Annotated in this window: 24 protein-coding genes; 18 read left to right on the forward strand and 6 right to left on the reverse strand. The window is 43.7% G+C overall.

Annotated features, from left to right (window positions below; all coding sequences use genetic code 11):
* Position 1 precedes the first annotated feature (1 nt).
* Both ACSAZL_RS04215 and ACSAZL_RS04220 read right to left on the reverse strand, forming a co-directional pair.
* Entirely contained in the window at positions 2–1,378 is a 1,377-nt protein-coding gene (locus tag ACSAZL_RS04215; RefSeq protein ID WP_440947485.1) for an acetate--CoA ligase family protein, read from the reverse strand.
* 247 nt (positions 1,379–1,625) lie between these two features.
* Complete coding sequence (locus tag ACSAZL_RS04220; RefSeq protein WP_440947486.1) at positions 1,626–1,982, reverse strand: winged helix-turn-helix transcriptional regulator; 357 nt, start codon at positions 1,980–1,982, stop codon at positions 1,626–1,628.
* A 278-nt stretch (positions 1,983–2,260) separates the two neighbouring features.
* Here ACSAZL_RS04220 and ACSAZL_RS04225 point away from each other — a divergent pair, with 278 nt between their 5' ends.
* The 6 genes from ACSAZL_RS04225 to ACSAZL_RS04250 all read left to right on the forward strand — a co-directional run bounded on the left by ACSAZL_RS04225 (position 2,261) and on the right by ACSAZL_RS04250 (position 5,833).
* Positions 2,261–2,920, forward strand: coding sequence for an NAD(P)/FAD-dependent oxidoreductase (locus tag ACSAZL_RS04225; protein WP_440947487.1), 660 nt, complete (start codon positions 2,261–2,263; stop codon positions 2,918–2,920).
* 463 nt (positions 2,921–3,383) lie between these two features.
* Positions 3,384–3,725 (forward strand): cupin domain-containing protein, encoded by a 342-nt coding sequence (locus ACSAZL_RS04230; RefSeq protein ID WP_440947488.1) that lies wholly within the window; start codon positions 3,384–3,386, stop codon positions 3,723–3,725.
* A 44-nt stretch (positions 3,726–3,769) separates the two neighbouring features.
* Positions 3,770–4,114 (forward strand): CGGC domain-containing protein, encoded by a 345-nt coding sequence (locus ACSAZL_RS04235; RefSeq protein WP_440947489.1) that lies wholly within the window; start codon positions 3,770–3,772, stop codon positions 4,112–4,114.
* Positions 4,115–4,259: 145 nt separating this feature from the next.
* Entirely contained in the window at positions 4,260–4,715 is a 456-nt protein-coding gene (locus ACSAZL_RS04240) for a hypothetical protein (RefSeq protein WP_440947490.1), read from the forward strand.
* A gap of 147 nt (positions 4,716–4,862) precedes the next feature.
* Positions 4,863–5,231, forward strand: coding sequence for an ATP-binding protein (locus tag ACSAZL_RS04245; protein ID WP_440947491.1), 369 nt, complete (start codon positions 4,863–4,865; stop codon positions 5,229–5,231).
* 317 nt (positions 5,232–5,548) lie between these two features.
* Positions 5,549–5,833 carry a restriction endonuclease subunit S gene (locus tag ACSAZL_RS04250; RefSeq protein ID WP_440947492.1) on the forward strand — a complete coding sequence of 95 codons (285 nt, stop codon included), beginning with the start codon at positions 5,549–5,551 and terminating at the stop codon, positions 5,831–5,833.
* A 199-nt stretch (positions 5,834–6,032) separates the two neighbouring features.
* Here the strand turns inward: ACSAZL_RS04250 and ACSAZL_RS04255 are convergent, their stop codons facing one another.
* From ACSAZL_RS04255 to ACSAZL_RS04265, 3 genes are all read right to left on the reverse strand, one after another.
* Entirely contained in the window at positions 6,033–6,383 is a 351-nt protein-coding gene (locus ACSAZL_RS04255; protein ID WP_440947493.1) for a HepT-like ribonuclease domain-containing protein, read from the reverse strand.
* On the reverse strand, positions 6,380–6,676 hold the full coding sequence (locus ACSAZL_RS04260) for a nucleotidyltransferase family protein (RefSeq protein WP_440947494.1): 297 nt from the start codon (positions 6,674–6,676) through the stop codon (positions 6,380–6,382). The genes ACSAZL_RS04255 and ACSAZL_RS04260 overlap by 4 nt, the downstream gene beginning before the upstream one ends.
* Before the next feature lie 218 nt (positions 6,677–6,894).
* Positions 6,895–8,208, reverse strand: a complete 1,314-nt coding sequence (locus ACSAZL_RS04265) for an ATP-binding protein (protein WP_440947495.1) — start codon at positions 8,206–8,208, stop codon at positions 6,895–6,897.
* 752 nt (positions 8,209–8,960) lie between these two features.
* Between ACSAZL_RS04265 and ACSAZL_RS04270 the strand changes: the two genes are divergently transcribed.
* Genes ACSAZL_RS04270 through ACSAZL_RS04290 form a run of 5 tightly spaced genes read left to right on the forward strand, consistent with a single transcriptional unit; the run spans position 8,961 to position 13,009 of the window.
* The gene (locus ACSAZL_RS04270; protein ID WP_440947496.1) at positions 8,961–9,209 is read left to right on the forward strand and encodes an AbrB/MazE/SpoVT family DNA-binding domain-containing protein; all 249 of its coding nucleotides are present in this window, start codon (positions 8,961–8,963) and stop codon (positions 9,207–9,209) included.
* 36 nt (positions 9,210–9,245) lie between these two features.
* Positions 9,246–9,386: a hypothetical protein gene (locus ACSAZL_RS04275; protein WP_440947497.1), complete on the forward strand. Its 141-nt coding sequence runs from the start codon at positions 9,246–9,248 to the stop codon at positions 9,384–9,386.
* A 56-nt stretch (positions 9,387–9,442) separates the two neighbouring features.
* Positions 9,443–10,342: an ABC transporter ATP-binding protein gene (locus ACSAZL_RS04280; RefSeq protein WP_440947498.1), complete on the forward strand. Its 900-nt coding sequence runs from the start codon at positions 9,443–9,445 to the stop codon at positions 10,340–10,342.
* Positions 10,343–10,381: 39 nt separating this feature from the next.
* Entirely contained in the window at positions 10,382–11,725 is a 1,344-nt protein-coding gene (locus tag ACSAZL_RS04285) for a COG1361 S-layer family protein (RefSeq protein WP_440947499.1), read from the forward strand.
* A 33-nt stretch (positions 11,726–11,758) separates the two neighbouring features.
* Positions 11,759–13,009, forward strand: coding sequence for an ABC transporter permease (locus ACSAZL_RS04290; protein ID WP_440948781.1), 1,251 nt, complete (start codon positions 11,759–11,761; stop codon positions 13,007–13,009).
* A gap of 649 nt (positions 13,010–13,658) precedes the next feature.
* On the opposite strand, the gene ACSAZL_RS04295 is transcribed toward ACSAZL_RS04290, so the two are convergent.
* The gene (locus ACSAZL_RS04295) at positions 13,659–13,907 is read right to left on the reverse strand and encodes an AbrB/MazE/SpoVT family DNA-binding domain-containing protein (RefSeq protein WP_440947500.1); all 249 of its coding nucleotides are present in this window, start codon (positions 13,905–13,907) and stop codon (positions 13,659–13,661) included.
* Between the two features lie 1,190 nt (positions 13,908–15,097).
* Between ACSAZL_RS04295 and ACSAZL_RS04300 the strand changes: the two genes are divergently transcribed.
* The 7 genes from ACSAZL_RS04300 (at position 15,098) to ACSAZL_RS04330 (ending at position 21,352) form a co-directional block, all read left to right on the forward strand.
* Positions 15,098–15,445, forward strand: a complete 348-nt coding sequence (locus ACSAZL_RS04300; protein WP_440947501.1) for a carboxymuconolactone decarboxylase family protein — start codon at positions 15,098–15,100, stop codon at positions 15,443–15,445.
* A 153-nt stretch (positions 15,446–15,598) separates the two neighbouring features.
* Entirely contained in the window at positions 15,599–16,417 is an 819-nt protein-coding gene (locus ACSAZL_RS04305; protein WP_440947502.1) for a TrmB family transcriptional regulator, read from the forward strand.
* A gap of 156 nt (positions 16,418–16,573) precedes the next feature.
* On the forward strand, positions 16,574–16,807 hold the full coding sequence (locus tag ACSAZL_RS04310; RefSeq protein WP_440947503.1) for a hypothetical protein: 234 nt from the start codon (positions 16,574–16,576) through the stop codon (positions 16,805–16,807).
* Positions 16,808–16,814: 7 nt separating this feature from the next.
* Positions 16,815–17,771 carry a prephenate dehydratase gene (gene pheA, locus ACSAZL_RS04315; protein ID WP_440947504.1) on the forward strand — a complete coding sequence of 319 codons (957 nt, stop codon included), beginning with the start codon at positions 16,815–16,817 and terminating at the stop codon, positions 17,769–17,771.
* Positions 17,772–18,126: 355 nt separating this feature from the next.
* Positions 18,127–19,023 (forward strand): DUF7502 family protein, encoded by an 897-nt coding sequence (locus ACSAZL_RS04320; protein WP_440947505.1) that lies wholly within the window; start codon positions 18,127–18,129, stop codon positions 19,021–19,023.
* Positions 19,024–19,291: 268 nt separating this feature from the next.
* Positions 19,292–20,266 (forward strand): AAA family ATPase, encoded by a 975-nt coding sequence (locus ACSAZL_RS04325; RefSeq protein WP_440948782.1) that lies wholly within the window; start codon positions 19,292–19,294, stop codon positions 20,264–20,266.
* A gap of 204 nt (positions 20,267–20,470) precedes the next feature.
* Positions 20,471–21,352, forward strand: a complete 882-nt coding sequence (locus tag ACSAZL_RS04330; protein ID WP_440947506.1) for a DUF58 domain-containing protein — start codon at positions 20,471–20,473, stop codon at positions 21,350–21,352.
* Positions 21,353–21,355 lie beyond the last annotated feature (3 nt).

Raw genomic sequence — 21,355 nt, forward strand, 5'->3', positions numbered from 1 at the left:
TTTATTTCAGCTGACCATTTCCCCCGCACAGCACTGCTGCCGCCCTTACCGCACTCTCAGGAGTAAAAAAGACAGGCATTCCGGAATTTGTAAATGCTGAAGCCATTTCCCGGCTGAACTTTCCTCCAGGGGAGCTTATCAGGACAGGTTTTCCGCAGCTGTCGGCAAAATTCCGGACTTTTTCCGCAACCTCCTCGGTAAGAAGGGGCGGACCCCAGAGCAGGCTAACAATTGCAAGGTCATATTCTCCCGCAGAGACCTCTTCCAGGGCAGCAACATAATGTTCGTCTCGCACACTGCCTGTCAGGTCTATCGGATTTCTTACGGAAGCAAAAGTCGGAAGCTTTTCCTTCAGCCTCCTTGCCGCAGTTTCGGAAAGTTCCGGGACTTTGAGCCCTGCTTCCTCACAGGAATCGGCAATTGAAATGCCTATTCCTCCCCCATCGGTTATTATCAGGACCCTTTTTCCTGCTACAGGGGAATACCTGTTGAGGACCTTGCAGGCGTCCTTAAGTTCTTCGTAACTTGCAACCTCGATTATGCCCGTTTTCCGGAACGCGGCTTCATAGGCTTCATACCTCCCGCTGATCGCCCCGGTGTGGGAACTTGCTGCCCTTGCTCCAGGTTCACGTTTTCCAACCTTGAGCGCTACTACAGGTTTCTTTTTTACGCAGTTTGAAGCAGCTTCAAGGAACCTCCGCCCGTTTCCCACGGACTCAATGTAAAGGGCAACTGCCTTTGTGGCTTCGTCCCGTGCAAGGACGTCAAGACAATCGCTTTCATCCACATCAACCTTGTTTCCGTAGCTTATGACCCTTGCAACTCCTGCCCCTTCATTTGCCAGTTCATCCATTATCACAGCGGCAAAAGACCCGCTCTGCGTAAGCACGGAAACTCCGCCTCTTGCAGGCCTTTCTATCTTTTCTCTTTCTATGAAAAAGGTGTCCACTTTTGAGATTGTATCGTATATCCCGAGGCAGTTGGGGCCCATAGCCCTGATACCTTTCTCTTTCAAAAGAGTCCTCAGCTCATCTTCCGTTTTCTTTCCGCCGGGCCCCATTTCTCGAAAGCCGGAGCTTACAATTATGGCTCCTCTTATGTTTTCCACAGGCCCTTTCAGAATTTCAAGGACAGCTTTAGCCGGGACTGCAAAAATAGCAATATCGATCCTGTCTTCAATCTCCCCGGGCGCCGAATAACATTTAAGCCCCTCAATCTCTTTGTAGCCAGGGTTTACAGGATAGAGCTTTCCTTTAAAGCCCATTTTCCGGAGGCTTTCCAGAACCGTATGGGAAAGTTTCTCAGGGTTAGGAGATGCTCCTATCAGGGCTATGCTCTCAGGCTTGAAAAAAAAGTCAATGCATTCTTCGGGATTCATTGGTGCCTCCGGGGTTACTAATTTTTGGTAAAGAGATTTACCGACCGGCCGTGGATCTACCCGGGAAGGCAGCGAGTATATCCCCACAGTTTCCATCTGAAGTCTCTGCCTTCGAGTAACACTTTGTTACCTGAAGCCCTTCCCCCTGCTTTATATAAGCTAGGACTCGTTAGTATAAAACAATTTCAATTCCAGAAAACCAGAGTTTTCAGCCGAATTTCCAGTTTTCTGAGCCTCCTCCGGGCACTCAGTGATCGCAGTACATACAGATGGCTTTCTCGCATTCTTCATTCTGGAATTTCCACTTTAGCCCCCAGCGTTTTATTGCATGTATTATCTTTACAAAATCTGTTCCGCTCTCGGTGAGATAGTATTCGGATTTGGGAGGATTTGTGGAGTCATCGAATTTTTTTGCGATCAAGCCTTCATTTTCAAGCTCTGTAAGCCTTTCCGAAAGAATCTTTGGGGTTATGTAGCCAAGCTTTCTTTTCAGCTCATTGAAACGTTTTTCTTTCTTTTCTCCTTTGTGCAGCTCAAGGAGGATATGTATGGTCCATCTTTTCCCGATGATGTTCATCGTCTTGTAGACGGTGCAGTCTTTCATAGTATAAACATAGAAACTGTCTGATATATAAATTAGTATCTCTAATATACTGGTATCAAAAGGATACTATTATATAGTCCAATTTTATAAAAAACACTTCTAAACGAGAGATCTTTGCACAGTGTACATCCCGGGCAGAGTGTCGTAAAATCCAGGCTGGATGAAAGTCTGGCTGGAAAAAAAGCATCGGAAAACTTTACCTTGTTCGCTGTGCAGCTGTCTGGCAGTTTGGACAGGTTTTAAATTCCAGTATTAAAGTTGAGGAGAAAGGATTAATCGTGAAAGATAATTTACCCGAAAAAGGCGCAATCGTTCAGAGAGACCGTGAAACATACGCAATAGCCCCTCACCTTCCGGGTGGAGTCGTTGACCCGGATACTCTCATAAGAATCGCTGAGGTTGCAAAGAAGTACGGGGCGGCTGCCCTGAAAGCGACCTCTGCCCAGAGAATTGCAATCGTGGGTCTGAAAGAAGAAGATCTCGATAATATCTGGGCTGACCTTGGGATTAAGCCCGGAGCAGCGATAGGACTCTGCGTAAGAAGCGTTAAGATTTGCCCGGGAACGACTTTCTGCAAGCAGGCTAAGCAGGATTCGCTGGGCCTGGGCCTCAAACTGGACGAAAAATATCACGGGATGCCGATGCCTTCCAAACTTAAAATAGGGGTTAGTGGCTGCCCGAACTCATGCGCCGAGCCTGCTATCAAGGATATAGGGATAATGGGCACGGCAAAAGGCTATAATCTCATGGTTGGAGGCTCTGCCGCTGCAACACCCAGGCTTGCCGATGTCGTGGCAAAGGGGCTTTCTGAAGATGAGGTTCTTGATGCCGTGGAGAGAATCCTTACCTACTATAAAAACTCCGGCACAAAGAAGAGGCTTGGAAAATTCGTTGAAGACGTGGGCCTTGAAGAGTTCAAAACCCAGGTCGGACTGTAACTTCCAGGCTTTTGCCTGAGTTCTGGTGACTGCTGTTCAGTCATCAGCTACCTGACAGTTAGCCTTGTAAAGTTAACCGCTAACGGTGGCTTAATCGAAACCACTCTCCAGTCCGGTACCTTTCAGGAGTTTTCTTCCTCTGAACCTTTCGGTTTCTTCCGGATAAAACAAGGGAAACAAACAAGGGAAACTCCTGACAGCTCTACTGATGTGGCTGATCCCGCAGAATGTGGCTGATCCCGCAGGAAAAAGACGTATCCAACAAATTTGCAGCGATCAGGCATTTATGGAACGGATGCCAGAATGAATTATACCGGTACAAAAATCTCGGATAAAAAATTCCGGATAAAAATCTCGAAAAAAATACCGATAAAAACGGGCATCCGGTTGAAAATGCTAAATGCGACTTACAAAATGAGGTTGCAAAAACGCAGAAAACTGGTCAGAAAGGGGAGAGAACTACATGAAAGTTATTGAGATGAAATCCTCACCGGAAAAACCGAACCCTCACAATGTGAGCGTACGGATGCTTTATGACACGGAACACGCCCAGGCAGTGCACATCGAACTCAAGCCGGGAGAGACCTTAAAAAAACACATAACGCCTGTGGACGTGTTTTTTTATGTCCTGGAGGGCAGAGGAGTAGTCGAGATCGGAGACGAACAGGAGGAAGTCAGCAGGGACATGCTTATCGAAAGCCCTGCAAAGGTTCCTCACCGCCTGATGAACCCCGCCGGAGACGGGATATTCAGGGTGCTTGTTGTAAAAGCTCCGAGGCAGACTGAGCAAACCCGTCTGCTGTAAAGCGGATTTATGACTGAAGGTATGCCAGCAGGACCGTGCTAACATTGACTGACGAAATTAAACCCACAAAAATTGCGGTTGTACGCTGCGATATTGTCTCTGAAACCTGTCCCGGAGTCGGCTGTTTCAAGGCCTTTAATGAGAGGAAGTCCCACTTTGAGGCATACGATAAAGATGCGCAAATAATTGCTTTCTTCACATGCGGCGGCTGCTCCGGCAGGAGGGTTTACAGGCTGCTAAAAGCTCTGAAACAGTATGAGCTTGACGCAGTACACCTCAGTTCCTGCATGCTCATGGAGGACAGCTATCCGAAATGCCCTCATCTGGATACCATCCGAAAGACGATTCGGGACGCCGGAATAAAGGTAGTCGAAGGTACTCACCACTGAAAACCCGATGCTGATTCAAAAAACAGGCAATTATAGAAATCAGGCAATTAAGTACCAGATCTGAAGGAAGGTTTCAGATTACAACTTCACTGGCTAAAATTCAATTTTCGGAACGTTTGGTTTGCAAATATGGCAGGTGTTAGAAATGGACCACGATACAACTCGGGATAGAAAGACAGAAGAAAACGAAACCTATGAAGGTGCACATCCTGAGCTTCAGGATCTTCCCCTTCCTAAGACCGATAATATGCTGTACTCGATTCTGAACTCTTTAAATCAGAATATAGCGAACTTTCACGCGTACCTGAAATACAAGAATTATATTTCTGATGAGACCTTAAATACGGAGCTCCTGAAAAGGAGCATGGGCATTCACAGGGATTTTTCTGCGCTGTTTTTGCACACTAAAGAAGAACTGGTATTTATCTATCCGGAACTTCTTGAGAAAGCCGAAAGAGTACTGTTCAAAGGGGAAGCAGGCACGGACTTCATAAAGTATACCTGTAAAATGAGCAAGCTAATAGACGATTATAAAATAACGCTCTACAGAGAAGGTTTCTTGCCGGATTCCAAATGGCAGTTTATGTCCTCCGACATCTGATCTCTTCCTGGTCGGGCACTCTGGCAGATTAACCTGTTCAACGCCAGTCCACCAGATCAACCAGTCTGACAGACCAAATACTTCGACAAATAAAATAATATCTTTCCGGAAAAGGAATAAGACCTACAGGGAAGGGGCTTAATCTTCATGGTAAAACGAACAATTATAAAAATTGATGAGGAAAAATGCACAGGCTGCGGAAAATGTGTCGCACCCTGCGCTGAAGGCGCTATTCAAATAATTAACGGCAAGGCAAAAGTCGTATCCGAAGAACTCTGCGACGGTATGGGTTTCTGTATAGGGGTCTGCCCCGAAGGTGCTCTCTCTATCGAAGAAAGGCACACAGTCGAATTTAACAGGGAAAAAGCCGAAGCCCAGCCGAAAAAGCAAGATATCTCAATCCGCTGCTTCGAATGCGGGGCCGGAGAAGACACCCACTACCTCATGCCCCTCAGGCACAAAATGGAAAGCCTGTGGATCTGTACTCGCTGTTTGCCGAGACTGATCCACGGCTGATTGTCAAGCCTTTTACCAAAGATTCGTCCCCTTGAACGAACGAAGCGAGTGAAAAGGACTGCGTACTGTTGAAATTACATCGCAACTCCCAGAAAATCTCCAATTTCCTGCGATCCTGAGGCGCAATTCGGGCTGGAAAGCCTTTTGGTCTGCACTCGCTGCCTTCCCTTCATCAGAATCGTATAATTAAAGTACGTTTTTCTTAAGATGTTTATAACAAGTATGTACTTTATTGGCTTTTATCGCCTATTGGAAGAGAAAATATAACCTTATCATCTAGTTCAACATCGGGGCTAAATACACTAAGTATTTCAAAAGTGAGTAATTTACCAATCCCTCTTCCCCCACTCCCCGAACAGCAAGAAATTGTCCGTCGTGTTGATGCCCTTTTTGCCTTTGCAGACTCAATTGAAGCAAAAGTTGCAGCGTCAAGGGAAAAAACCGAAAAACTAAGGCAGTCCATTCTTGCAAAGGCATTTTCAGGAGAACTTGTAGAGACAGAGGCTGAGATTGCAAGAAGAGAAGGAAGTGATTATGAGACGGCGGAGGTTTTGCTTGAGAGGATAAAGGAGGAGAGGGGGAAGGGTGGGAAGAAAAGATAATAATAGATCTACCCGAAGATTTCATGTCTATAGTCATTCAATACATCGAATAATCATTCATTATATTGAATGATCAACGAATTCAGTAAATTCGTTGGAAACAAAATCCTGGGATGGTTTCGTTCTCATCTTACCGCTTCGGTGAACATAAATGAGCTCGCCCGTAAACTCGAGGTCTCGCCTCAGGAGTTAAAACAGATTAAATACTTTCATTCAGATCCCGGAGAATATTCTGGACTACTTTTTTGAGAATAGGAAGATCTTTTTGTACGGTATCCCATACAGCATTAGTATCAACACCAAAATAATCATGGATTAGTTTATCCCTCATACCTGCTATTCCTCTCCAGCGGACCTGAGGATATTTTTCTCGCAGAGCCTGTGATAGGTTTTTGGTAGCTTCGCCAATTATCTGGATTTGCCTGATAGTTCCGTACTGAACAAGACTATTTGACAGGAATTCTTCTTCGCTAAGGTTTCCTGTATACTTTTCAATAGAGGAGATGGACTGAAGGATGTGGCTGAGATAAACCCTGTCATCTTTTTTCATTCGGAGATCACTCTAGCTTCTTTTTTAATTCCCTCTATCAAGTACGGGCTTATTGACCTTTCAGTTAGAAGATCAACTTTTATTCCCAGGTAATCCGAAAGTTCCAGTTCTATATTCACGAGAGTTAGCAGGCTTTTTCGCTCGGCAAACTCAACCAGAACATCAATATCACTTTCGGGTTTCTCTTCACCTCTAACATAAGACCCAAAAACAGATACTTTAACTGCTCCGTATTTTTTCAGAAAAGAAGAGATTTTGCGGAAGAGCTCTTCCCGTTCTTTCACAGTTTGCATGCTGATATATCTTGTTTTTTTAAATTTAAACCTTCCCGATTTGCGTTTCGACACCAGATTTGTGTTTTGGCACCCGAGTTGCGTTTCGGCACCCGAGTTGCGTTTCGGCACCCGAGTTGCGTTTCGGGAGCATGCGGTCCTTTTCGCTCGCTTTGCTCGCTCAAGAGGACATTAAACCGGTTGTTCTATAATTTTATTTATATTTGTGGATAAACGACTCAGCCATTCTCCTCAAGCAGCCAGTACCACAAAGGCACATACCTTATCCTCTTCACACCAAAAAGCTCCTCATCAAAGACATCCGATGTGATGATAGTACCTTCTTTCATTTTGAAGTTCTTCATCCCGGCAAGCAGGCCGTTCACTTCGCGTTCTTTTGTTTTCGGGTCGGACAAATCCGAGCAAACCTGTATCAAACGGGAGGGCTCAAGTCCTTTCTTTGTTACAAAATCGACCTCAAGACCCTTCCGGTCCTGCCAGTAGTAGATCTCATTTCCGGAGCGTAAGAGCCGGATGAAAACAAGGTTTTCGTACAATCTTCCGGTATCGGAAGATAGCTTGAAGGAAACAGCATTGATCATGCCCGTGTCGATGCAATATAATTTCCTGGGTTTGTTTATTTGTTGCTTTAGGGATTCATCGTAATGGTTGACGCTGAAGAGCAGGAATGCGTCTTCAAGGTATGCAATATAATTAATTATCGCATCCGTGCTGAGAGATGAATAACTGGCAAAAAACCTTCTGAGAGAGTTGTAGGTATGCGGTTTTGCAATATTCGATATGCAGAATAGCGCTAAATCCTTGAATATCAAAGGATTGCGTATGCCGTACCTTGAAATGATATCCCGGTAGATGATGTCGTCAAAGTATGATTGCAATGTTTCCCGATGCTGCACCGACGGATTGACTATGGTCTCGGGGAATCCTCCTTTTTCCAGGTATTCGTTGAATCTGCGTTTGACAACTGGTCTGTCTTCCGAGTAAGGGAGTGTTTTCATATCAAAGGTTATTGAATGGTAATCAAGGAATTCTGCAAAACTGAAAGGGAACATCCTGGTGCTCAGATGCCTGCCTGTTAATAAGGTAGATATCTCCTGTGAAAGCAGGGATGCATTCGAGCCGCTTATTATTAACTTCACATTCTGTTTTCTATCGTAGATGCCTTTGCCCCATCGTTCCCATGAAGGGAAGTTCTGGATTTCATCAAGGAAAAGATACAAACGGTTTCCTTCGGATATCTCCTGAATTTCCCTGAAAGTTTCTACCAGCAGCTGTAGTTCATCCCCATTTAACGGCTGCAAGCGGTCATCATCAAGATTCAGGTACAATATATTGCTCTTTGGCACGCCCCGCTCAAGCAATTCCGATATCAATTGATACATATAGTATGTTTTGCCGCATCTCCTCACACCCACTATGTCATTTATATGCGGAACATCGATGTTCGCCTCATACTTGCGCTTCTGCAATGGTGGTAATACTCTTCCTTGCCACTCGATAATGGCACTTTTCAGTTTCTCCTTTGTATCCACAAAGAATAATCAAGAACTTCTTATTTATATACTTATCTAGCATAATCGATAAAATTTATTAGTTTTATCGTGTATAGACGATATATTTATGAGATTACATTTTAGATGTAAGTGGCAAGAGAAAAAGAACAGAAAAACTCAGGCAGTCCATTCTTGCAAAGGCATTTTCCGGTCAACTTGTTGAGACAGAGGCTGAGATTGCAAGAAGGGAAGGAAGGGATTATGAGACGGTGGAGGTTTTGCTTGAGAGGTAAAGAAGGAAAGGGAGGGAAGGAAAATAATTCTGCTACTTTTGATTCAGTGTCTATCCGAAAAGTGAGTACATGCTATAATAATTTGTTTTATTCCCGTTTTTACTCTTTTTTGAATCAAATCCATTCATTTTTTCGTCAAATAAAAAAACATCTCAAATATATAGTGAAATATGGACACGAAAGATTCCTTCCTCAATAACTAATCAATAAATTTCATAGCAAAAATTTCCCATTTTGAAAGTCCAGTATCTTTCTATACCTTCGCAAGTAGCCTCTTCTGGTTTTATACCTTCTGTGCAGAACTACATGTCTCCTTCCTGTTTTCTGCAGGGTTATTTTTTGAATTAATAAATACTCATTTTGTAGGTCTCCTGAATCTAAAAATTTTCACTAACTTGATAGAACATCGAAATCTCTAAATATGATAATTCATATTAGTATGATTTACATGATTAAAATGACTTGTATGATTTTCATGAAAAAATGCAGGTGAATTAGGTGGAAAACTCAGCAAAAGATGAGGGCCGCAATATATTCGACCATCACATGTTTGGCACCGTCAAGGTTGGAGAGAGAGGCCAGATCGTCATACCCAAGGAAGCAAGAGAAATTTTCGGGATAAGGCCTGGGGATTTGCTGCTGGTTTTTGGAATTGAATCGCGGGGCATTTCTATTGTAAAAGCGGATGAAATGAAGGAAATGGCCCTTAATATTCTTGAGAATGTGGATAAAATAGAGGAAGAGTAAATTCTTTAGAAATCAGGTGATGAAGGCAAGATTGTTATGACAGCATTTGCAGCAATTTCAACCAGTGTAAGTGGAAAGAAAACACAGTCCAGGTTCTCGTTCTCAAAATACATCTCTGGAAAATTTTATAAAATCAGGCTAAAAAAAGAGGTAAGTTTTCAACATAGAGAATATTGAACTCAATTTTCTTAAAAAATTCAAATGATCAATGACTAACTTTTTAGAGGCTGTATATGACGCTCACTGGACTAATAGAGTCTTTTAAAACGGTATTGATCCCCTCTAAATTAATGGACTCTCTTGAAGAAGCGGCGAGTTTCTATGATAAATTAGAGAATGATTCAGAGGGTGAGCTAAAAACCGATCCATACAGTAATTCTGGAAATAATTCTGATGGGATTTCTAATAAAATGAAGATTTCTCGTAATGAAGAAGATCCTATTATTAAATTAACCGATGTCTGGAAAATTTACCAGATGGGAGAGGTTGAATTTGCAGCCCTCAAAGGAATAAATCTGGAAATCTATGAAGGGGAGTTCCTGGTTATTCTGGGTCCCAGTGGAAGTGGAAAGAGTACCCTGATGAACCTGCTGGGCTGTCTGGATATACCCTCAAAAGGCACTGTTTTCCTGAATTCGAAGGATATCTCGGAGCTTGATGAGTCCGAGCTTGCCCTCATCAGGGGGCAGATGATAGGATTCATTTTTCAGAGCTTTAACCTGATCCCGACGCTGAGTACGGAAGAAAATGTACTCCTGCCTCTGGAATTCCAGGAAGAAGACCCTGAAACGGCAAAGGAAAAGGCCGAATATCTGCTTGAGATTGTCGGGCTCTCACATAAGAAGAAGAACCTTCCTTCTCAGCTCTCAGGCGGACAAAAGCAGAGAGTTGCAATAGCCCGTTCCCTGGCTGTTAACCCGCCTATAATCCTGGCGGATGAGCCTACAGGTAATCTGGATACAAAGACCGGAAACTACATCCTGGAGTTTCTTGATGGGTTGCACGAAAAGGAAAGAAAGACGATTATCATTGTTACCCATGACCTCGACCTTGTAAAGTATGCAACAAGAGTCGTGTACATTAGAGACGGTGAAATCGAAAAAATTGAAACACGTACGAAGTACGAAAAATGAACCAGGTGAAACGAACCAAACCTGAATTGAGGAATAAAAATGAAAAAATTTTCTTTATTAACAATTTTTCTGCTGTTTTCTGCATTTGTGTGCCTGGGCGCTGGCACGGTACTGGGGTCAAACGAATACATAACTTCTTCGTCTTTACAGGTGAGCTTGACCAATCAGAACCCTGATACTGCTCGCCCCGGAGAGCCTGTTGAACTCACTGTCAGCGTGCAGAATGTGGGAAATGATGATGTAAAAGATATTTCTGTCAAGGTAAATCCTGAATATCCTTTTAGTGCAATTTCCGGCGAATCCCTTGAAAAATCAATATCTTACCTGAATGCACGGCAAGATGATGATGAAGGAGGCGTCCTCAAATTCAAGTTTCTGACAGACTCCAATGCATCTGCCGGTACGTATAATCTGGATATCGTTACTACCTATAAAGCCGGGTCCGGATCTTCGGCAACTACATACACAACTACAAAAACCATCTACCTCGATGTAAGAGGGAAAGAATACGCTCAGATTGTGACCATAGACAAGGCGAATATCGACATCGCAAAAGAAGAAACTCTTGAATTCATCGTAACGAATACCGGAACTTCTCCTCTGAAGAATATGGTCGTTTCCTGGAAAGATCCCAAAGGCGTGATTCTCCCTGTATACTCGGACAATACCAAGTATATCAAGTACCTGGATGCAGGCGAATCCGTAACCATTACTTATTCCGTAATGGCAGACGTAAATGCGGATCCGGGACTTTATACTCTTGACATAACCCTTACCCTTGAAGACTACGATTCAAATGAACAAACTATCAATACTACAGCAGGAGTTTTCGTAGGCGGTGAAACCGATTTTGACGTTTCCTTCTCGGAAAGTGATGCAGGAGAAATTTCCCTCTCAGTAGCAAACGTGGGCAATAACATTGCATATTCGGTGAAAGTATCGATCCCGGACCAGGATGGGTACAGGGTATCGGGAAGCTCCTCTACGATTGTGGGAAACCTTGAGAAAGGAGACTATACAATCGCTTCCTTTGACGTAACCGGCGCACAGGATACTGCAGGAACTAAAGAAGGTAGCGAAGGAGAAAACATGAGTTCTGCTGTCATGGGTTCAAATCCACTAAAAGTCCAGATTGAGTATACGGATGCAAAAGGAGAAAGAATAACGGTAGATAAAGAAGTAAAAATCAATATGATCTCTGGAAATGTAACCGGAGCAAGAAATTCAGGTAAAAGCTCCGTTATCAGTTCCTCTCTCTTCTATATCGTGGTAGTATTGCTTGCAGGAGGTTTATTTGTTTACCGGAAGAAAGTTCAGGAAAAAGTTCAGGAAAGGAAAGAGAAAAAGTCCGGTAACAAAAAATCTGGAGACCAGCAGGCTTGAAAAACTGGAATGGCTAAGGAACGGAGGGTCAGGATGAGAAACTCAACCTACTTGAAGATGGGTCTGAACATGCTTGTTCATAGCAAGCTAAGAAGCTGGCTGACAATTATCGGGATAGTAATAGGAGTCGGATCCGTAATTGGTATCGTTTCTTTAGGGGATGCCATGCAGGCAAGTGTTCAGAGCCAGCTAGCCGAGATGGATCTTACAAAAATAACCATAAGTCCGGGGTATACCAGGGCTTCGTCGAACATGGGTGCTATGGATGGAGATCCTGGAACACACCCCGGAGAGAGTGGGAGTGCTGCGACAACAGATGCTGAATTGACAGATGATGACATTGACGCACTTCAAGGCCTGGATGGTATACAGTACATCTCCGGCGAAATTTCGGGCAGTGAAGAGGTGAAATATGCAGGAGAAACCGCAACCCTCTCAATTGTAGGTGTGGATCCCCAGGTCTGGAAGTATATGACGACACTCAAGGCACAGTCTGGAAGATTACTTGAACCCTCGGATAAGTATGTCGCTGTCATAGGAAACGACCTCGCTTCTGATACTTATGACCATGATATTGGAGTTAATCAGGTAATAACAATAAACAATAAATCAGTCCGGGTTGTCGGGGTCCTCGAAGAAGAAGGTATGGGGGATGACTCAAAAATCTACATGCCAATAGATGGAGCAGTAGACCTTATTGATGGTGCACAGGAAGATGTTTATGACACTATCACGGTAAAAGCCGAGAGTGAAGATCAGGTGGACGGACTGATGGATGATATCGTAGACAAGCTCATGGTTTCAAGACATATTATCCAGGAGGATGACAGGGATTTTTCCTTATCAGCTTCAAAGTCTATGGCTGACTCTATAACAGAAATGATAAGTTCGATGACTCTTTTCCTCGGGGCCATTGCAGCCGTGTCAATTCTTGTAGGATCTGTCGGTATCGCCAACACTATGTTTACTTCTGTCCTTGAAAAGACAAAAGAAATAGGCACGATGAAAGCCATAGGAGCGAAAAACAGGGATATTCTTATGATTTTCCTTTTTAACTCCGCAATGGTAGGTCTTGTTGGCGGTTTCCTTGGTGTTTTGCTGGGATCTATTGTTTCAGGTGGTCTTCAGTCGATGATGGGAGATATGACATCAGGAGGTGGAGTAAGCCCTTACCTAATAGTTGAAGGACTTGCCCTTGCAGTTTTAACAGGAGTGACCTCCGGAGTTATCCCTGCATACAGAGCCTCTAAATTAAAGCCAGTAGATGCACTTAGATATGAATAAATAGAGAAAAGAAAGGGGTAAATCCCTTTTCTTAATTTCATGCTTCAGTGATGTCAAAGTTCTTAAGATAGTACATTGTTCGTAATCACGAAAAGTTATTTTTCTTTCAGGACGGGAAGGCTGTGAACTTCAACCGACATTCCTCAGAGTTTCTGAAAAAACATTTTTCTTGCTATAGGTTTTGAAGAATTACTTTTAAAATCTCCGGTTATTGTCTCAACTGAAACTGTGGGAAATGGAGTTGAAAATTTTCATTGAAGGAAAGAGATAGAAAATAGGGGGATATTTTAAAAATAGTTATCCCAAGTAACAGATTCAATTATTTGGAAAATAATAACTGAAAAATTGTGAAAATTGTAAGGACATCTGCGGAAAGCAGGCTGCACGATTTGTCAGTAGTATCTTCATCCAGGCTGCGAAAGTTAACTGGGTCAAATTTATCAAAGGAAAGGTTTTTTTCTCTCAAAAGGGAGAGAATCGTCCTTGTCACTTCACAGACTCAGATATATCAACAATCACAAAACGAGTCTTTCCTGTACGTAGCCGTGGGTTCTATGAAGCGATAAACGCTGACATAAAAAGAAATGAATGACATGAAAAAGAAATGGCTGACATAAAATAGAGCTAATCTGCGCCCTTTATTTTGAATTTACTCTTCCTCTATTTTGTTCACATTCTCGAGAATTTTGCGGGCTATTTCTGTCATTTCATCCGCTTTTACAATAGCAATTCCTCGCGATTCAATTCCAAAAACCAGCAGCAAATCCCCAGGCTTTATCCCGAAAAATTCTCTTGCTTCCTTGGGTATGACGATCTGCCCTCTTTCTCCAACCTTGACAGTACCAAACATGTGATGGTCGAATATATTGTGGCCCTTATCTTTTGCTGAATTTTCCATCTAATTCACCTGCTTGATTTCATGTAAATCATATTTTCATGTAAATCATATAAATCATGTAAATCGTATAAGAAACTAACTTTTTTCAGTACTTGTAAGTCTACTATGGATAAGAGTTTTTTCCAGCTGACGTATCGGAATGAGACAAATTGGTCTTCTTAGAATAACCCGTCAGTGGTGGTCCATTGCCTCTTGTCTTCCTGACGGGCTGAAATATTCACACACTTTTGCAATATGATCGTCTCGAATTCGCATTAATTGAACAAAAGGTAATGATATTGTGTTTCCAGTAGCCATAACTTCAAGATCAAATGCCGCTACAAAAGACCAATTTCATCGGTTGCATGGAATTCGTGGTTGCATGGAATTCGTGGTTGCATGGAATTCGTGGTTGCATCCGACGTCCGTAACACCTCGCTGGCGAGCTTCATCCCAGAGTGGAAGCATAACGACACGTTTTGGTTATATCAATTTCCATCACAGTACTGATTTTCCGTACACAGTTTTTCCAGTCATTTACTACGGATATTCAAGTCATTAATGTTGGAACTTATATTCTTATGGCAATGTTGATTTCTTCTCTATTTACCTTTTATCAGGACCGTTCACAGGAGGTTTTCAAGGATTGGAAGAGGAAAAGAAGACACAATAATGTCAGAAGCATGGGTTTTATTCTTGATTCCAATCGTGGTCGCTGGCCATATCTTTTGCGGTCTGAAAGGTGTTATACGGTCACTATCAGTATCATAAATTTTGTCATAAATTTTGGCTTGTTTGGTCGGATTGGTATTATGGATCTATTTTATGCAAAATCCTTCGATGAAAATTCAAAAGGGTTCCTTCACAAACTCGGTGGAGGCAGAAATTCAAAATTAGTAATCAAAGTTGTATTGGTACACCCCGCTGCAAGTACGGAGTAATATTTTGGCTTCATAGGATAGTTTATGAAACTGGCTCAATTTTTGTTGCGTTTTAACCTTTTTACAAAATAGGATATGTTGTACTGTATATGCAAAAATTTGATTCAATATCTACTAAAGTTTATGAAGTAGGCGATTTTTGAGAAAGTTATTGGAAAAATACAATCCCATAAACTAGTCAGGGAGAATAAATTTTGAGTTTAGCAAACCTTAATATTAATAATATGCAATTTAATAAACGATAATTATACAAAAATTGGGGTTAGCTATATGGGAGAACATGAAGAGTTAATTGAAAAAATGAGTGAAAAGCTGGGGTTTACCCCGCAGATTCTGGAAACCCTGGAGGAATTGGACCCGGAGTTCCTGCGCAAATATAAAAGATGTGACCAAAAACTGCTGTCAGACGGAGCCTTGCCTGCAAAGGTCAAAATCCTGATAGCTCTTGCAGTCGTTGCATCCAAGCAGTGTGAAAGGTGTACTGTAGTACAGATGCAGAGTGCCCTCAAGAACGGCGCTACCAAAGAGGAAATAATGGAAGTTATGGATGTCATATTCATAACCTCAGGCGCGCCTGCCGTAGCAGCCTGCAGAGAAGCCCTTAAATTGCTCAAATAAAATTGAAATTCAGGTAAATTTTTCAGGTCACGAATATTTTTTCTGGTACTTTCCAATACCAGAAACATTTTTTGCATTGGATATCGGTATTTTGCGGGTATCACCCTGCAGATTTTCGAAACTGCTTTAAGATATTAAAGCCCAAATTTCGGCATGCCGAATGAACGGTTCCTGCAGGATGTCGGTCTTAATGCCTATGAAGCAGCTGTCTATCTTTCTCTGTTGAAACTGGGCATTTCCGAGGCAAGCGCCATCTATAGGGATGCGGAGGTGCCCTATGGAAAAATCTACTCCGTCCTTGAGTCCCTGGCCGGGAAAGGGTTTGTGGAAGTCCAGGCTTCAAGGCCCAAAAAGTACCGTGCGATAGATCCAGAGATCTCTCTCGATACTATTTTCGAACGGAGAAAAGCCGAAGTCGAAAGGGAAATGGCGGTTTTGAAGGGATCTATCGAAGAAGCAAAACAGCTTCTGAAAGCCGTCCCCAATCAAAAACGAAAGGATGAGATCTTCTGGACAACCGCTATCACCGAATCCGAAATTAGAAAATTTGCTGTATCCATTTATAGCGAAGTTAAAAAATCTGTCTGCATCATCCCTCCCGTTTTCGGAATCCCCATTGTTTTCTACCTGCTTCCGGAAATAACAAAGGCTATTGATCGGGGAGTCCAGATCCGGTTGCTGGCTTCCCCGCGTTTCAAACCCCTCGCCTCCATTCTCTCCAATCAAGAGGGTGAAGTTCTTGAAAAACTGAAAAAAGACCTTGATATCAGGCTGGTCCAGAATTTCCACTCCTGCTTCGGGATCGTAGATGACACCATCGTTGTCCTTTTCCAGCCCCACCCCACAGACAGGGACAGAGTCCTCTCAGTCGTAAAAATCCGTGACAGCGGGCTTGCAAAAAACCTGAAGGAAGAATTTGAACTCCTATGGAACACAGGAGAGAAATTTGACCTTCATGAAGAACTGGAATGAACAGAAAACCCGGGAAATTTACATCACAGGAAAAGCCCTTTTGAAATAAATTAACTTAAATTGCTCAAATTAGCCCTCTTTAGCGAAACTAATTGTTAAAACCCTAAATTAGTCCGCTTGAGCGCAGCTCACTACTATATCCTAAAATTGGCCCTCTTGAGCGAAGCTTCCGATTTTAACCTGCAAATTAGTCTGCTTGAGCGAAGCGAAACAGACCGCGTACTCCCGAGGCGCAATTCGGGAAGGACAGCGTATTGCAGAGCCGCAACTCTGCCGAAACAGACCGCGTACTCCCGAGGCGCAATTCGGGAAGGACAGCGCACTGCAGAGCCGCAACTCTGCTGGCCCATCTATGCCATCAAAACTTTTTATTACCTTCCCTCCAATTAACCTTCAGATGATTATAGGTGTAATGGGGCCGGAAGGCTCGTATTCGGAAAGGGCTGCAAAGCTGTGGGCTCGGAAAAATAGCTTGAAGGATGCGGAGTTTCGGTATTTTGCAGACATAGAGGATGCTTTCCTGGCTGCAGTTAAAGGGAAAGCAGACATCTCCGTAATCCCCGTAGAAAACTCAATAGAAGGTTCCGTTGGAGTTACTCTCGACCTCCTCCTTGAAAACAAGGCTGTTATAATCGGGGAAATTGTTGTCAAAATCGAGCACTGCCTGCTCTCTAAAGGCGGACCTGAGAAGATCCGGGTCATCCTTTCCCATCCCCAGGGGCTTGCCCAGTGCAGGCATTTCCTGAAAGGGCATTTTCCTGAAGCGGAACTCAGGAGCACGGGCAGCACTTCCCATGCGGCCAGGCTGGCAGGGGAATTTGAGGAAATGGCAGCAATAGCATCCCCTGAGGCGGCAGAGCGTTACGGGCTCAAAATCCTGCTCTCAAATATCCAGGACAGAAAGGAAAACCATACCCGTTTTATTATTGTCCGGGCCGGAAAAAAGGCTCCCGTGGAGCAGACTATGGGTGCGACAGGCGTTGAAGGGGAATCGGGCCCGGAACCCTGCCTGAGTGCAGAGTCTGAGTTCCGTCCCGAAACCGGGAAGGAAAAAGCTATCCATTCGGGCTGCAAAACATCTCTTATCGTATACCTGGAAAAAGACCGCCCCGGAGCACTATATGAACTTCTGGGGGCTTTTGCAAAAAGAGGAATCAACCTCACAAAAATAGAGTCGAGGCCGTCCAAAAAGGAACTTGGAGATTACTACTTCTACATCGACTTTGAGGGGCATACAAGCGATGCACTTATAAAAGATGCCTTAGAAGACATAAAATCAAAAGCCGGTACAAAGTCAAAAGCCAATACTTTAAAAGTACTGGGTTCCTATCCGGCTTTCAAGAATTCCGTATAAACAGAGGTCTTCAGGTTCGGAAAAGGGTTTTCCGGGTCAGAAAAGAACTCCTGGTTCAGAAAAGAACCCCTGGTTCAGAAAAGAGCCTCTGGTTCAGAAAAGAGCCTCTGGGTTCAGAATGGAATTCTGGTATGGATGTATTTCCGGGGAGCATGCGGAAGAAACTTGCGGAAGGGAGGCACAGAAGAAGCGTACAGAAGGAATTTGCAACTGGAACGTGTACATTTATATAGTATCTTTATATAGTATCTTTCTGTAATATCTTCCTATAGTATCTTTATCAGTCGTTGTGCATCTTTATATAATATTCTTAAGAATAATAAAACCGGGATCTCCGGTTGCAGAAGGGAGCAGGATGGCTCTGGAGCTTGAAAACATCATAAACAAACACGAATCGGTTCTGAAAAAATATAGAGGACTCTATGTTTTCGCAGACCTTCTTGCAACGTTTCTGGTTCTCTACGCCCTTTTTGTGCTCCTCAACATGAGAGATATATTTCTAATGTTTAGCACCTTCGAGCCCTATACCGGTTCAAAATACGGTATTCTTGGTTCTGAAATTGTCTTTGAAACTCTTGGGCTGATTATTCTTGCCTTTGCCCTCTCGCTTATCCTCACGGCAGTCAGGTATTACAGGGCTGAAAAGAAAGATGCGATTTCCCTGATTGAAGAAAAGTATCCTGTACTCAGGGAGAGGATGAGGACAGCCTATGACAATAGGGATATGGATAACGTTATTGTCCGCGACCTTATAGGCAGCGTCGTAATCGATTCCAAGCCTGTGAAGTCGTCTGTCTTCCTTAACCGAAAAAAGCTTGCAAAGGATGTCCTGATAACCGTGTTTGCCGTTGCGGTTCTGGCATATATTGCCCTGACCGGGTATCAGACAACTGTCACTCCTCTCGACCTGGATGAAGTGATCGAAACCATTACTTTGCCGGGTTCGGGTTCGGATCTCGTTTCCCTGGAGGAAAACGGCGGAACGTCTGGAGACCAGCAGAGCAATGAAGAACTTTTTGGCGAGCCGGCCGTTATCATAGTTGAGGGCACGGAAGTGGACTTAAAAATCCCGCCGGGCGCAGGGCAGGGTTTTACGAGCCAGGAAGAAGGAGAAGAGAGAAACAACGAATCATTCATTCAGTCGGATATCTACAACCCTGAAGCCATTGCTTCTCAGTCTTATTATGAAAACCTTCCCGAAGGGTACAGGAGTGTTATCCAGACTTACTTTGAACAACTTGCAGAAGAATAATGTGAATAATGTGAATATTTTATATTAATATCATGAAAAATTTATATTAAGTCGGACTTAACTATTCGTTAATCGAAAATTATTGAAAGCAGTTTTTGAAATTACTGGTCGTAATATCACAGGCTTTAATTCGACCGTATAGACTAACAGGCTATATTTGGAACAACAGGCTGTTTTTGAATGGCATTCTGTTGCAGAAGCGGATAAGGTTCAGCAGGAATGGGCATCGGGTCCCGTGAAAAACAGCAATTTAAAGGATGTAGCAAATATGAGTGAGGATAATATCGATTCAGGGCAGGCAGGCACGACCTACCAGAACGCAGGCCGGATTTTTAAAAGTTTCTTTGAAGAGATAGGGAATGTCATAGTGGGCCAGAACAGGGCAGTGGAACAGATCATAATCTCAATTCTCTGTGAAGGGCATGCCCTCGTGGAAAGCAATCCGGGGCTTGGAAAGACCCTTATGATCTCCACTATCTCAAAGGCGATGAACCTGAAGTTCAGCAGAATTCAGTGTACTCCCGACCTGATGCCCTCTGACATCACAGGGACCAACGTGATTGAGGAGAAGGGTGACAAAAAAGAATTCAGGTTTGAACCCGGGCCTGTCTTTGCAAACATCGTGCTTGCAGATGAGGTCAACCGTGCATCCCCCAAAACACAGTCCGCCCTGCTCGAAGCCATGCAGGAAAAACAGGTAACAGTCGGAAACGACACTTTTCTTCTTGACCGCCCCTTTTTCATTCTTGCTACCCAGAATCCAATAGAAATGGAAGGCACATACCCCCTTCCCGAAGCCCAGTTAGACCGCTTCCTCTTAAAGATCCTTATAGACTATCCCTCCTTTGAAGAGGAGATGGAAATTATAAACCGGTATACGAAGTCCGAAACCCCTGAGATCACCAGGGGCCTGGACAAGTCCACACTTCTCGATTTACAGAAGCTCACCCGACAGGTTCCTATCTCCGAAGAACTCAAGCAGCGTGTCCTTTCTATTGTGTCAATGACCCGCAAAGATAAGGAACACATCGAGTACGGGGCATCTCCCCGCGCATCTATCGGCCTTATCCTCGCAGCAAAGGCAAGAGCCCTGATCCAGGGCAGGAACTTCGTGAGCAAAGAGGACATTGATTACATGGCTTACCCGGTTCTCCGCCACAGGCTGATCCTGACCTTCGAAGCCGAAAGAAGCGGGATGACCCCTGATGAAGCTATTGAGGAAATTCTAAAGAAGGTCAAATAAAACGGGTATCGATTCGATAAATAGATTCGGTAAATAGATTCGGTAAATAGATTCGGTAAATAGAATCCGAAAGGCCTGTAACTGGGCAGGTCCTGAGGACTGAGTTGTGTGAAATGTAATATGAGATTAAAATCCTCCCGAGGTTAAAACCCTCCCGGGATTTTCAGGTCCGGCAGAACCGGGCTTTTCAGTTGAAGATCAGGAATGACTCGCACAAAACAAAAAATCGAAACGGATTTTTTCAGGCAGCTTGACCGCTTTACCTTTTCGGTCCGGAAGAGGGTATCGACGGTCTATGCCGGGAACCGTCCATCAACCCGAAGCGGACACGGCATCGATACCATCGGGTTCAGGGAGTATGACTCAAGCGACGCCTTGAAAGATATTGATTGGAAGGCTTATGCGAGGACTGAAAAGCTCTATGTGAGGCAGTTTGAGGAAGAAAAGACCCTTACAACCCACATCCTTCTGGACGCCAGCAAAAGCATGGACTACCCCGAAAAGGGAACCTCGAAATTTGAGTATTCTGCCATGCTTGCTGCAGGTTTTGCTTACATGGTAACCAAGTATAACGACAGGTTTGCCATATCCACTTTTACGGAAGAAATTGATATCAATAGACCCCGCAGAGGCAGGAAGAACCTTATGCGGACAATCGACAGGCTCAGCGCACTTGAACTCTCCGGGGGCACTTCCATCAGTGAAGCCGTCATGAAGTACAGCCAAGTGATCAAGTCAAGGTCCCTTGTAATCCTTATTTCCGACTTCATGCAGGACCCAAAGGCAATAGAAACAGCCCTGTACAGGCTCTCGGACCACGACCTCATTGTTATCCAGGTGCTTGACCCCACGGAAAAAGTACTTCCCCTTCAGGGAAACAGCAAGCTTGTGGACCTTGAAACAGGGGAAGATATAAGGACATATATCAGCGAAAAATTCAAGGAACGCTATACTCAGAAGCTGGACGACCACACTGCAAGTATTAAAAAAACCTGCATGAAGGTCGGAGCCGAGTTTTACACCTTCACAACCGACACCCCTATCTTTGATGCTTTTTACCATACGATCAGGAGAAGGAGACGCTAATAA

It is taken from the genome of Methanosarcina mangrovi (genome assembly GCF_052057765.1).
Classification (GTDB): Archaea; Halobacteriota; Methanosarcinia; order Methanosarcinales; family Methanosarcinaceae; genus Methanosarcina.

Coding starts and splice junctions, on each gene's coding strand:
- ACSAZL_RS04215 (WP_440947485.1), bottom strand. CDS start 1,378: ATGAATCCCGAAGAATGCATTGACTTTTTTTTCAAGCCTGAGAGCATA.
- ACSAZL_RS04220 (WP_440947486.1), bottom strand. CDS start 1,982: ATGAAAGACTGCACCGTCTACAAGACGATGAACATCATCGGGAAAAGA.
- ACSAZL_RS04230 (WP_440947488.1), top strand. CDS start 3,384: ATGAAAGTTATTGAGATGAAATCCTCACCGGAAAAACCGAACCCTCAC.
- ACSAZL_RS04240 (WP_440947490.1), top strand. CDS start 4,260: ATGGACCACGATACAACTCGGGATAGAAAGACAGAAGAAAACGAAACC.
- ACSAZL_RS04245 (WP_440947491.1), top strand. CDS start 4,863: ATGGTAAAACGAACAATTATAAAAATTGATGAGGAAAAATGCACAGGC.
- ACSAZL_RS04255 (WP_440947493.1), bottom strand. CDS start 6,383: ATGAAAAAAGATGACAGGGTTTATCTCAGCCACATCCTTCAGTCCATC.
- ACSAZL_RS04260 (WP_440947494.1), bottom strand. CDS start 6,676: ATGCAAACTGTGAAAGAACGGGAAGAGCTCTTCCGCAAAATCTCTTCT.
- ACSAZL_RS04275 (WP_440947497.1), top strand. CDS start 9,246: ATGACAGCATTTGCAGCAATTTCAACCAGTGTAAGTGGAAAGAAAACA.
- ACSAZL_RS04280 (WP_440947498.1), top strand. CDS start 9,443: ATGACGCTCACTGGACTAATAGAGTCTTTTAAAACGGTATTGATCCCC.
- ACSAZL_RS04285 (WP_440947499.1), top strand. CDS start 10,382: ATGAAAAAATTTTCTTTATTAACAATTTTTCTGCTGTTTTCTGCATTT.
- ACSAZL_RS04290 (WP_440948781.1), top strand. CDS start 11,759: ATGAGAAACTCAACCTACTTGAAGATGGGTCTGAACATGCTTGTTCAT.
- ACSAZL_RS04295 (WP_440947500.1), bottom strand. CDS start 13,907: ATGGAAAATTCAGCAAAAGATAAGGGCCACAATATATTCGACCATCAC.
- ACSAZL_RS04300 (WP_440947501.1), top strand. CDS start 15,098: ATGGGAGAACATGAAGAGTTAATTGAAAAAATGAGTGAAAAGCTGGGG.
- ACSAZL_RS04305 (WP_440947502.1), top strand. CDS start 15,599: ATGCCGAATGAACGGTTCCTGCAGGATGTCGGTCTTAATGCCTATGAA.
- pheA (WP_440947504.1), top strand. CDS start 16,815: ATGATTATAGGTGTAATGGGGCCGGAAGGCTCGTATTCGGAAAGGGCT.
- ACSAZL_RS04320 (WP_440947505.1), top strand. CDS start 18,127: ATGGCTCTGGAGCTTGAAAACATCATAAACAAACACGAATCGGTTCTG.
- ACSAZL_RS04325 (WP_440948782.1), top strand. CDS start 19,292: ATGAGTGAGGATAATATCGATTCAGGGCAGGCAGGCACGACCTACCAG.
- ACSAZL_RS04330 (WP_440947506.1), top strand. CDS start 20,471: ATGACTCGCACAAAACAAAAAATCGAAACGGATTTTTTCAGGCAGCTT.